The sequence below is a fragment of the uncultured Microscilla sp. genome (assembly GCF_947493425.1).
Lineage (GTDB): Bacteria > Bacteroidota > Bacteroidia > Cytophagales > Microscillaceae > Microscilla.
The window spans coordinates 1-12,004 of the sequence record NZ_CANLRP010000220.1 but is presented as its reverse complement, the minus strand read 5'-3'; the positions used below and the strand labels follow the sequence as shown (position 1 = coordinate 12,004).

The following is a 12,004-nucleotide window of genomic DNA, read 5'->3' as shown; positions in this document are numbered from 1 at the left end:
TCTACTTTCCTCTTTCATCAAAGTTAAGCCTACATACAAGCATTATATATGATGCCCCTATCATTTGTTATACACTCAAATCATTTCTTAGCAATTTATGCAGGTTTATTTAAAATAAACCAAGAACCAATAGTATTTTGATAATAGTTGCCAAAAAGCTGATGCCAATAGTGTTCAGCAACAATATATTGTTCCATACAAGTTAGGTGCTATTCAAGGCATTTTTGTAACGTTTTAAAAAACAAAAGTGCCCAATGTCTGAGAATAAACATTGGGCACTAACCTACATAGACTTACTACGAATTCTATAAAAAGTTTTAGAAATTACCTTTATACATCCAATTAAGCGCTGTAACATCATCAGCGTTAAAATCACGGTTACTACCCGCAAAGCAGGCAAGCATCCATGAACCAGCCGATACAGAAGCTCCTGAAGGAGTACCCGGAATTTGGATAGCCCCTACGCCACCGTCGCCTTCGTTGTTGGTAGAGCCACCACAACTGATAGAACGATCAAAATAATCGGTATGACGGAAACCAATGCAGTGTCCCATTTCGTGTGCCATTACAGTAGCAATGCCATCTACCCCATAAGACAACCTTCCGCTTAGTTTGATTTCGCCAAAAGGATTGCCATTTTCGGGAAAACCAGCTGAACCTAATACGCCGAAAAGTTCAAGGAACCAGCTCAAGCGAGTTACTTTAATGTCAGCCTCAGAACTGTTGGTGGTTCTCTGGAAAGTTAAGTCAAGGTTTAATTCATTATAACGGGCAATGGCTTCGTTTACTGCAGCTACATAAGTAGAGTTAAAATTGGTGCCAATATACACCTTGATCAGTCTGCCACCATTAGAGTTGACCACATTGGTAGTACGGTATTGTTCTTCTTGGCCAGCCCTTAATAAAACACTACGCTCTGCTTTTTCGCCTAGTCGCCGGGTAGGGATAAAAATATCATTTTCAACAATATAACCATCATCTGTTTTGAGTACCCCTTCGGTAGAAAAACCCATGGCCTTGATTTGGGTCAAGGCTTCGGCAGAAACCTTCTCAGGTTGAGGTGTATTGTCCTGTTCTTTTTGTTGGCAGGAAAAAGTGAAGAATACGACGGTCATTAAAACCACCGAAGATAATTTTGTTAATAACTTCATAATATTTTATTTTAAGTATAATAGTGTAATATATGGGTCAAAAGTACTAAAAAAACACTTACTTTCAATATATAATTCTGAAACTAAACTTTTAGCTCAGTTCCTAAATATTTAGTTTCACTATACAACCAACTGATATGCAAAAAGTTAATCAATGAAATTATGTACTAAAAAAAAGTAAAAAAAAGGGAATGATTGACGGACACAGGACGCAATAAGAGACAATAAAATGCCTGATCAAAACATTGAATATTGCTAAACCAACAGCGGCAAAAACTGACTTGTATGTAAAAAGTGATAGGTGCTCTAAAATAACTACATTTGAGCAAACAGGGGTAATAAAATCAACTGGTTTTGAGTCAAAATTAAACAGATAAGTTCCGCAGTTAGTCAAGGGGTTGCCAGACAAACAACTCCTTGACTTGATAAAAAAGTAAACGATTTCGTAGCTTTGCTGTATTGTATGCTAAGTGCCAAGACAATATTCAATACAGCTAATGAGTAGGTGTAACTGCCATACTATAAGCATACTGTCCTTGTTTGAAGCTTATCGCTCACTGCTTGCTACTACCTACCCAAATACAAGGCTGTATATCAACTGTCATAAAAACCTCCCTTGCCTCCATCTTCTTCATCCCAATACTCCCCTGCTTCGGTTTCAAACCCAGCTTCATCCGCCTCATCAAACTCGTCATAATCTACCAATGGTTCATAATTTTGACGTTCGTAAAAATCTTCACGCATGTAATAATGCCAAAGGGTATAGTTTCGTTTTTCGCCTGGTCGCCAGGTTGCCAGATTACGCGTGATGGTTGATGGTTTCTTACCCTGCTTCTTCATTTCATCAGCATAGGCTTCTGTGCTTATTATTTTGCCTTCCCAGTGTACAGAGTGATCTTCGCAAATGAACTTTTGGGTAATGGCACATTGCCTTACCGCTGGGTTTTCGCACTGACGTAGTACAAAAAAACCACGTTTCATCATACAAGAAGGCTTTTTACTTTTTTTGGATTTTTGAGGTTCTTGATCCATCTCGACAAGGTTTTTTACATTTGAAATATAGCCATAATGCAAAGAGAGTTACAAATTTTGCCTTCATCTTTTGAGCAAAAAAAGCTTTAAATATCAGGAAAAAAACACCAAACGTGCTGCTGTCAAACTATTTTGGTCTTTTTATGAGAGAGGTTTCCATTCATAACCCGCTACAATTCATTATACAGTACGCTGTATGATTTATTTTATTTTCAATAAACTTATTAGCAAATTTTTACAATCATTTGTAACGGCTGCTACCTGTTGAATATATAGCCATAGAGCCTTCTTATTTTTACTTGCTTGCTTGTTTATCTTATGTGTGATGTTATTTGCCCTGGTTTTAGCTCAGGGTATGTTTGGGACAAACCTAGCCTCATTATTCCATTCGTTTTTATTTAGTGCTTGGCTCATAGCTTTCAATTATTGCTCCCCGTTTTCCTAAGATGTCTCTGTCTGGTAAATTCACCTGAAAAAATCTATCAACTTTGTCTCCATAACTCATCATAAAATGTAGTGTCAATGCCTAAGAAAACAGAAACTTACTTATTTTTCAATCAAATAAACCACCAATATAACTTGCTTACTATCAATCACTTGATACTGCAATAAATTTGCAAAAGGTAGCATTAAGTCTTGCAGGTTGTTGGCTAACTCACGAGTTGTAAATTGATGATAGAACCAGATACAACACCCCAAGACTTAAAGAAAGTCTGGCAAATCTACCCGCCTGTTGCTTTATCAAATTACCACTGAAGGCAACACATACTGTCACCGCCCACTCCCGGCGATTTAATGCACTCACAGGATTCTTATTGGCGGCAACACATACGCTGGACTACCTGCTTGAGGTAAATGCTTAGCCTGTGATTTGTTTTTGAGGATTGTTCAATGTTTCCCATTAATTTTATGCTTGTCTGATCCTGGAATTTTTGCCCAATGCAGACAGTAAATGCATGTGTTGGAAAGTAAAGTTTTTTGTACTTAAGGCAGTAAAACATCTAATATTTAGTCATTACCTGAAGTACTAAATGAATAGTCACCACTCATAGTATCAGGTAAATGATTATATTAGAGTATCAATATATATGTGAAATGTGCGTTTTAGGTGTGGGATAACTCACCAAGCCTTGGTTTGGGGGGTAGTTATAAAATAAATCCTGAAAAGACAGTATATGTAATCACATGAAAAAACCACTCCTCAATTTGAACAATTAAAGAGTGGCTTATAAATTACAATACGACATAAGATGTATTATTTACTTTTGACGAGCAACTAGTTCTTCCAATTTGGCAAGTGCTTTACTTGTTGAAGAATTAGTTGGGGCAACATCCATTGAACGAAACAATTTACGGTTTCTGAAATGTACCATTTTTTTACTTTTTAAATTATCCTTTTTCATTCTTTAATAAATTTGGTTAGGGTTTTGTACTACATTGCTAAAGTAACAAATTGTCCATCGAAAGTTGTATCAAAGTTTTGCTTTTAAAGTACCGATGTAATAAAAGTTACATAAAAAGTGCCAAAATACTCATCACAAAGCTTTGAGTAATTGCAGATCATAAAATTTAATCTTCCTAAAAATGAAATACGTAGAGGATCTCAGAAAGTTAATGGTTGACAAAAAACTGATTCTAATTTATGAAGGAACCATTACCCATGATATAATGGTGTCACTTACTAAATTGGCAAACAGTAAGCTGGACGCTCTAGAAGAGGTATTTTTTATTAAGAAAAAAATCATTAATGTAATGGTAGAGTGTTTACAAAACATTGTGCGCCATTATGAACAAGAAAATTTTACCCCTCAACTCGACCCTGAAATATACAGTCCGGTATTCTTGATGGGCAAACGAGCCGACGAGTATATATTGGCATCGGGCAACCCTATCAACAATAAGGACGCTGAAATACTCAACAACAAACTAAAGAATATAAACGAAATGGAGAAAGGCGAAATTCGCAAACTCTACCGTGAGATTGTTCAAAATATGGAACTATCGAGCAAGGGGGGCGCAGGATTAGGCTTTTTAGATATGGCGCGTCGTTCGGGGCAAAAACTTCAGTTTGGGTTTGAGGCAATAGATGAAGATCATTCATTCTTTTATGTCATGACCATCATTAAAGTACCCAAAGAAGAAATACCAGAGGTAAAGACAGCCTAAAATAGTACATAACATCTACCCCCAAGGCCTTGAAATGAATAAGTCATTTCAAGGCTTTTGTACTTTAGCCTGGTCAATACAAGCATTATTTGCTTGCAGGAACCATAGTCAATTCCATTCTTTTTCCATCGTCATCAATGGCTTCAAACTTAAATTTTTCGTTGCTTAGTTCAAGTATGGTCATTTTCCTGTTTTTGCCTTCGGTATTCATAGTCAACACATTTTTTTTAAGTTTCCAGGTGGCTTCTTTATTTTTTTCGCCAAATAAATTGACGGTCGCCTTGCCTCCAGACTTAAACTCAATGCGCATTTTACCAATCATTTGCTCCATATAAGCCGCAAAAGCTTTCTTGTCGGTGTCGTTCATTTGGTCATACTTTTCTTTTTGCTCAGGGGGCAAACTTTGAGTAATTGACTCCAATGAGATTTTCCAAACCTTGATCAAGTGTTTTTTTCTTATTTTTTGGGCTTGGGCTTGTTGTACCTGCACCACAAACAATAAGGTAAGTGTTGCTAAAAGAATATTGAGTCGTTTTTGCATTGATTTTACTGTTTAAAAATTTGTTTAAATAAGCAGCAACAAACAATTAGCGATAAATGACCAGTAGTTTTAGCTACTCACCATACGCTAATTACAAGTGCCAATTGTATAATTTTGTTTTAATACTTGATATACCAAAGGTATGGATTACTTTGGAGTAAAAATACAAAAATCAAAGGGAAAACTTGCTGGAGAAGAATAGGTCTTGAAACACCCACCACTTAGCGCCAATCCAATGGGCGAGCTTATAATCACAGGAAAAGTAGTACGCAGTAATGCGTATACAAAACAAGGCAAAGCCCTTAGTCTTTGAGCTAATGGATAACGTTGTTGTATAATACCATCAAAACTACACTGTTTTATAATACCTATTCACCCAAACACTTACAATCCTCTCTTTTTTTGTTAAGTTTACGCTCAATCAGGTAATTTAATGAATAAAATACTGCCAACCCATGGAGCATAAAGACAATGAAAAGTTGGATGACTTTGTAAAAAAAGTGTTGAACTTACAAAAGAAAAAAGAGACCAGTGATGACCAACTATCAGAAGAAGATCTTTGGGAAATAGCCCAGGTAATGGGGCTGGAAGCCAAAGACCTGCAAACCGCCAAACAAAACTACCTTATCCGTGGCAAACAACACCTTGCCCATCAAAACTGGCAAAATGCCCGCAAAGAATTTGAAGAATTACTCACCATTTCGCCCAAAAACATAGAGGGTACTTTTGGGCTGGCACTGGCACACGAGGGTTTGTGGAAACAAAAAGGCAATGACACCGACAAGCAAAAAGCCATGAAGCTTGCCGAAAAGGTATTGGAAATTACCCCAAGCCACCCTCAAGCGTATGAACTCATCAACCGGATGCAAAGACCCCAACCTGGAGCTCAAACAAACCAAGGCTTTGATTTCGATTTTGACGAGTTGTTTGACCAAGCCATGCGTGGCTCACATACTACCAGTCATACCCATACCTCTACTACAGTCGTTAAAACCTCCAGCAGTAGCAAAAGCAGTCGTTGGATATTTGTGGTATTGCCAGTAATCATACTATCGGTCATAGGGTACAGCATGCGCAGCATATTTTTTGGAGTTCCTCAGCATAACACTGTACAAACTCAGGCTACCAAGATTGTAGCCACTAAAGACGGGTTGGTGAGTTGGATACTAGAACAAGGGATAGTAATGAAGGGAGGCATGAGCCACACTTATACGGCACGTATTATTGGGCACCCCAGTGGCAGTAAGTTGGCAACAATCACCATTGCTGAGGGAGTAAAAATTACCAGTAGGCTTAAGTTGATGCGGGTAAAAGATCAAATATTGGTCTTTAATGCCGATCAAATGATACTGGAACTAAGAGACGCACGCACTGGCAAAGTTACCGAAAACCTGATGGAAACCATTGAGGCAATGCCCGAACTGGTCAAAGGTGTAGGTACTATTGCCAAAGAGGGGTATTGGTTCAAGGTTACTTCCAGCACTAACCAAGTATACTACTATTCGCCTTATTTCAAAACATTGGTCACCCGCCCTGACTCGAACCTTCGCATAGAAGAGTATCTGTGGTGGACACAAAGAACAGGCAATGCTACCCGTTTGTCTCTGGTGAAAACCAAAATAAGCCCCCTTAGGTATAACACCGAAAAGAAGAAACAAACCAACGGCATCAACCCCAGAATAACCCAACAAATAGGGCAAAGTGCCCAGAGTTATATCAAGGCAAAATTAGTGTATGGCAACGAGTATTTTTGTATTATTTTGCACAACGATAAGGTGGGTAAAAATGCCCGACAAATGCTGACGGCTATAGACCGTAACGGCAAGGTAATGTGGGAAAATATGCAACCTGACTCTGAAATTTTGACCTACAAAAACCAACGTATCAACCGGGTATTTGTAAACCAATCGGCTTATCATCGCAATGTAGTCGCAGTGTATATCACAGCAGGCAAAAACGGGGTGATTGGCATTGATACCAAAACCGGGAAGATTTTGTGGGAAGAGGTAATTTAACTTTGCCAGTGTATAACAAAGTGAAAAAGTGTATGCCAGGCTATGAGCCAATAGTAACACGATGGGAGGTTTACACCCTATGAGCAAACGTAACAAACTTGTCTAAAAACTTGTGTTATTGTTTGCAATGAACTTACTTTGGGTTTCAAAGTACTTTACACAAACCAATGAAAGAACAACAAGCGTACGCAGAAACCCTAACTGAGATTAGATCGTTGATGGAAAAATCGTCCCGCTTTTTATCATTAAGCGGGCTTTCAGGCATTTTTGCGGGCGTATTTGCCCTCTTGGGTGCAGGTGCGGCCTTTATATACCTTAAAGCACCTTACGCAGACTATTACACGCGGGCAATCAATGCAGACGATAGTATCAATATAGATTTTCTTACCTTTTTCATCATCGACGCTTTAAGCGTATTGGTGCTTTCGTTGGGTGCTGGGGTTTATTTTACCTGGCGCAAAGCCAAACGTAAAGGGTTAAAGCTCATGCCCAAGCCTGCCTTGCGTCTTTTTTGGAACCTCATGATTCCGCTTGCTACTGGAGGGCTTTTTTGTGTAGTACTGGGGTACCACGGATATTTTGCTTTAGTGGCTCCCTGTACACTTATTTTTTACGGGCTGGCTTTGGTCAATGGTAGTCGATACACCCTCAACGAAATTCGCTACCTGGGCATCACCGAAATTGCTCTAGGGCTAATTTCTTCTTTTCTAATCGGCTATGGTTTGTTATTTTGGGCGATTGGTTTTGGAGCATTGCACATTGTGTATGGGGCACTGATGTGGTACCGCCACGAAAGATAGGCACACACCAAGGCATAAAACACAGCAAAACAAGGGTTTAAGGGGGTATTATGAGTATTATAGAAGGATTAAATAAGGCGTTTGAAAATAAATTTAGAATTGGCACTATGGCTATTCTAGTAGTAAACGATTGGGTGGACTTTAACACTCTCAAAAAACTACTGGACGCATCGGATGGAAACCTGGCGAGTCATTTGACAGCCCTTGAAAAAAAAGAATACATTAGACTAAAAAAAGAATTTGTAGGGCGCAAACCTCGCACTTCTTATCAGGCAACTGAGTTAGGCAAAAAAGAATTTCAGGCACACTTAAACGCACTTGAAAAGCTTTTAAAAGGGTTTTGATACTCCAAAAAAATCAATCATTATAAAAAGTGTATTTTTTTTACACAACAACTTTGTAAACCAAAGTACTTTTTAAAACAATGACAAATGCAAAGTTTTTTAATTACGAATTAGGAGTGTACGAAGTCTTGTAATCATCTGATAATAAGTATTTTGTAAGGTTAAAGCGAACAAAAACAAGGTTGTTTTCACTTTTAAAAGGCGGCGTATACGCTCATGTTTGCTCTTTGCTAGGGCGACCATTCCGATAAATCGAGAACTTCCATTGCATTATAGCAAGGGTAGCCCCTACAATTAACACCTTGATTTATATGTAAATACCTGTATATCAAGGATTTTAAAAACTTCGTGCAATCCTAATTACGAATGAGCGCAAAGCGTAGTTAAAACTACGGGTTAGCAACTCCTAACTAATTCGCAAATATGATAATTTAAAGCTAAAGGCCAACAGTCCATCACAGCTCAAGAAAAAGCTAAAGGCTAAAGCCAATCAAAGCTCAATAAAAGGCTAAAAGCCAATCACAGCTCAAGAAAAAGCTAAAGGCTAAAGCCAATCAAAGCTCAAAAAAAAGCTAAAGGCTCAACCCTATCATAGCTCAAGAAAAAGCTAAAGGCTAAAGCTCATCGTAGTTCAAAAAAAGGCTAAAAGCCAATCATAGCTCAAAAAAAAGCTAAAGGCTAAAAGCCAATCACAGCTCAAGAAAAAGCTAAAGGCCAACAGTCCATCACAGCTCAAAAAAAAGCTAAAGGCCAAAAGTCCATCACAGCTCAATAAAAAAGCTAAACGAAGAACAAAAAGGCTAAAAGCCAATCAAAGCTCAAGACCAAACATCAATCTAACTCGTTGCTTTTGACAGGAATAATTGCCACTGAGAACTTACAAATACGACGGCGCTCGTCTACTTCCAGGTAGTCTTTAATATCGCGGTAAGGATAAGTTTCGCCCAAACCAATTACATTGTCAGATTGGCGTACGATGTTGGCTTTACCCACCTCTTTGAGCGCCTTGTCAAGGTACTTGTATACCGATTTGGCACGCAAACGCGACAGTACTTTATTGAGGTATTTTCTGTTTTGGGGATAATTGATGCCTTTTTTGGGGCGCGGCATAGGCCCAGGAGCATTTCGTTTCAGTAAGGCAATAAGGTTGGGGCGACGCAATGGTTCTGCGTCGCTGTATCCAGTGGTGGTTATTTCTACCTGAAGCGATTGGGTAGCGTCTAACTTACCTTCATACTTACCCAGAGAGTCTTTTACCTGCTTGACAAACAAGTTGATACGTGACTTTACATCTGCACTCAAGGTAAACTCTCCTGACTCAAAAGTACCTTCCGATTTTACGGTACCAGTACCTACATTTACAAAATCGTTCATCATGAGCAACAGGTTAATTTCCTCATCACGCTTTTTGCGGTACTCACGGGTAAGTTTCTCTATTTTTTCCGAGTCTTTTTTTATGTCCAGCGACGCAAGCATTGTTTTACGGGCTTTGAGCTCAGTTTCAAGTGCTTTGAGTATGGGCAGGTAGCTTTTAATGGCATTGTTTGAGTCATCTACCAACTTTTTTTGAATCTTATTTTCGAGCGTTTTTATAATATTCAACTGCGAGGTGGTCGCTATAATATTCTCATCCAGCGCCTGTTTACGGCTATTTCTGAGCCCGGTACAGCTATAGCCAATGGTGGCCAGCAAACATAAAAAAAACAGATTTTTAAGCATTATTATGTGTTTATCAATCTCAAAAGTAGGCATCTCGTCAAACGTATATCAATATTAGCAAATTCGGGCAAATATCGCAACTAATGCCGTAGCACGCGCAGGTTTTGACATAAAATGTTCCCAAACATTGCCTGGCTTACCCCTTTTTTTTCTTAGAGTAGACACTTGTTTTTAATAATCGAGTCTTATTTTTGACAAATTTGCCCAAGCAATGACCACACAATTACCCAAAAAAAAAACACAGATGTTGGACAAAAATACCCAAACCAGTTCTATAGAAAGAGCCCTGCCCTTTGTGATTGCTTTTTTGCTGCCATTGCTCAATTTTATAGGCGATGTAGCCCGACAAAAATCACTGGATATGATAGATTTTTTGCCTCGTTGGGCCTGCATTAGCTTGTTTTTACTCATTTTATGGTATTTCAATAACCAAATAACCCCTACTAAAGGAGGTAAGTTTTTGTTCACTTTTTTGCTGGGCAATCTGGGACTTACCGCCTTGTACCTGTTCATCCTTTCCCGTTTTTTTTCAAACAATTTTCAATTTCTTTCTACCCCATTGGGTTGGGCAGCCGGGCTTAAATTTTTACTGGCTTCGTGGTTGTTTACTGCTATTCAGCATACCCTCAAAACCGCCAAATCAGTAGCTACGCTCAAGGCCGAAAATCTTGCCCTAAAATCTGAAAAATACAAGGCAGAACTAGACCAGCTTCGCAAACAAGTAAACCCTCATTTTCTGTTTAATTCACTCAGTACTTTACGCACCATGATCAGGTCAGGCAACGCCAACTCAGAAGATTTTGTAATGAACTTGTCCGATGTATACCGTCAAATACTGCAAACACATGCTACCAACACCGTGACGCTTAAAGAGGAGGTGGATTTTTTGAATGCCTATATTTATTTGCTCAAGGTAAGGCACGAAGACGCCCTGCACGTAGACATTCAGCTTGCCCCTGACGCCCTGGCTTACAGTTTGCCAATATATGCCTTGCAACTATTGGTAGAAAACTGCATCAAGCATAATATTGTGTCTACGAGCCGCCCATTGACTATCAAAATTTACCAACAAAAGCCCAGCAGTGTAACTGTGGCTAACAATTACCAACCCAAAGCCCCTCAAGAAGATTCGCTGGGGGTGGGACTTGACAACCTCCGCAACCGTTATCAGTTGATGGGGCTCGACAATGGACTCACTGTTGCCCAAAACGAACACGAATATGCGGTCACCCTTAATTTATATTAAAAAAATGAATGTATTGGTAGTAGAAGATGAACGACGAACTGCTGAATTGCTTACTGAGTTTATAGAAGCCAAAGCAGAATACCTGGTAGTACGGGTGCTCGACAGTGTAGAAGCTACAGTAAATTACTTGAAAAAACACCAGACACAAATTGATATTATTTTTTTGGACATTCAACTTGCCGATGGACAAAGTTTTAGGGTGTTTGAACAAGTAGAGGTAACCGTACCTGTGATTTTTTGCACCGCTTACGATGAGTTTGTCATGAAAGCACTCAAAAACAATGGCATTGACTATATCCTGAAGCCTTTCAAAGAACAAGACATTCACCAATCGCTTGCCAAGGTTCAAAACCTACAGCAGGCCTTGGGCAAAACCCACCCAAACATACCACAGGTAGCCCAGCAAATATTGACAGCCCCCTACCCTACTGACCCACCCACTCTGCAAAGGTCTTTTTTAGTGCGCTACCGCGATAAGATGATTCCGGTAGAGGTGACAAAGATTGCATTTTTTCATTTAGACAATGACACTGTTCATGTGTATGGGTTTGATGGAGAAAAGCAAGCCATTTTTAAACGCCTTGATGAGATTGAGGCGGTCATTGATCGTCAGCTGTTTTTTAGGATCAACCGCCAGATGATTGTAAACCGGGGGGCTGTCAAAGATATTGAACCTTACTTTCACCGAAAAATGGTAGTAAACCTACACTTTGCCATTCCTGACAAGGCCATCGTCAGCCGTTTGAAGGTTACTCCTTTTTTGGAATGGTTGGAAAGACCAGGGTAAATAAACCACGTTTTGCTCCTGAGATTTATACAAGGTCGAATTGCCCCCCAAATAGTTTTATAAGTGGCGCAAAATTATATATTTGTGGTTTGAGTGTTTCATTGTACCAATTTTGTAAACCAAAACTTCAAAACCGTACACTAATTTTTCACTACTAATGCTTGTGCAGAGTTTAATTTTATCAGTCTCAAAAGTGCTTGAAA

General features: G+C 39.0%; 11 protein-coding genes. 6 read left to right on the top strand and 5 right to left on the bottom strand.

Annotated features, from left to right (window positions below; all coding sequences use genetic code 11):
* Nucleotides 1-317 precede the first annotated feature (317 nt).
* The 3 genes from Q0954_RS30165 to Q0954_RS30155 form a co-directional block, all read right to left on the bottom strand.
* The gene (locus Q0954_RS30165) at nt 318-1,151 is read right to left on the bottom strand and encodes a M57 family metalloprotease (protein ID WP_299464377.1); all 834 of its coding nucleotides are present in this window, start codon (nt 1,149-1,151) and stop codon (nt 318-320) included.
* Nucleotides 1,152-1,745: 594 nt separating this feature from the next.
* On the bottom strand, nt 1,746-2,135 hold the full coding sequence (locus Q0954_RS30160; RefSeq protein ID WP_299464374.1) for a hypothetical protein: 390 nt from the start codon (nt 2,133-2,135) through the stop codon (nt 1,746-1,748).
* A gap of 1,307 nt (nt 2,136-3,442) precedes the next feature.
* The gene (locus Q0954_RS30155) at nt 3,443-3,586 is read right to left on the bottom strand and encodes a hypothetical protein (protein ID WP_002700889.1); all 144 of its coding nucleotides are present in this window, start codon (nt 3,584-3,586) and stop codon (nt 3,443-3,445) included.
* A gap of 181 nt (nt 3,587-3,767) precedes the next feature.
* Between Q0954_RS30155 and Q0954_RS30150 the strand changes: the two genes are divergently transcribed.
* On the top strand, nt 3,768-4,349 hold the full coding sequence (locus Q0954_RS30150) for a SiaB family protein kinase (RefSeq protein WP_002700887.1): 582 nt from the start codon (nt 3,768-3,770) through the stop codon (nt 4,347-4,349).
* A gap of 85 nt (nt 4,350-4,434) precedes the next feature.
* On the opposite strand, the gene Q0954_RS30145 is transcribed toward Q0954_RS30150, so the two are convergent.
* Complete coding sequence (locus Q0954_RS30145; protein ID WP_299464366.1) at nt 4,435-4,890, bottom strand: lipocalin family protein; 456 nt, start codon at nt 4,888-4,890, stop codon at nt 4,435-4,437.
* A 455-nt stretch (nt 4,891-5,345) separates the two neighbouring features.
* Here Q0954_RS30145 and Q0954_RS30140 point away from each other — a divergent pair, with 455 nt between their 5' ends.
* The 3 genes from Q0954_RS30140 (at nt 5,346) to Q0954_RS30130 (ending at nt 8,049) form a co-directional block, all read left to right on the top strand.
* A complete protein-coding gene (locus Q0954_RS30140; protein WP_299464364.1) occupies nt 5,346-6,905 on the top strand; it encodes a hypothetical protein in 1,560 nt (519 codons plus the stop codon).
* Between the two features lie 167 nt (nt 6,906-7,072).
* Nucleotides 7,073-7,705, top strand: coding sequence for a hypothetical protein (locus tag Q0954_RS30135; protein ID WP_299464361.1), 633 nt, complete (start codon nt 7,073-7,075; stop codon nt 7,703-7,705).
* Between the two features lie 50 nt (nt 7,706-7,755).
* Nucleotides 7,756-8,049 (top strand): transcriptional regulator, encoded by a 294-nt coding sequence (locus Q0954_RS30130; RefSeq protein WP_299464359.1) that lies wholly within the window; start codon nt 7,756-7,758, stop codon nt 8,047-8,049.
* A gap of 831 nt (nt 8,050-8,880) precedes the next feature.
* On the opposite strand, the gene Q0954_RS30125 is transcribed toward Q0954_RS30130, so the two are convergent.
* Nucleotides 8,881-9,768 (bottom strand): hypothetical protein, encoded by an 888-nt coding sequence (locus Q0954_RS30125; RefSeq protein ID WP_299464357.1) that lies wholly within the window; start codon nt 9,766-9,768, stop codon nt 8,881-8,883.
* 211 nt (nt 9,769-9,979) lie between these two features.
* On the opposite strand from Q0954_RS30125, the gene Q0954_RS30120 reads away from it, so the two are divergent.
* Together Q0954_RS30120 and Q0954_RS30115 are read left to right on the top strand one after the other, a co-directional pair.
* Nucleotides 9,980-11,014, top strand: coding sequence for a sensor histidine kinase (locus tag Q0954_RS30120; protein WP_299464355.1), 1,035 nt, complete (start codon nt 9,980-9,982; stop codon nt 11,012-11,014).
* A complete protein-coding gene (locus Q0954_RS30115) occupies nt 10,989-11,801 on the top strand; it encodes a LytTR family DNA-binding domain-containing protein (RefSeq protein WP_299464352.1) in 813 nt (270 codons plus the stop codon). Before Q0954_RS30120 ends, Q0954_RS30115 begins: the two co-directional genes overlap by 26 nt.
* Nucleotides 11,802-12,004 lie beyond the last annotated feature (203 nt).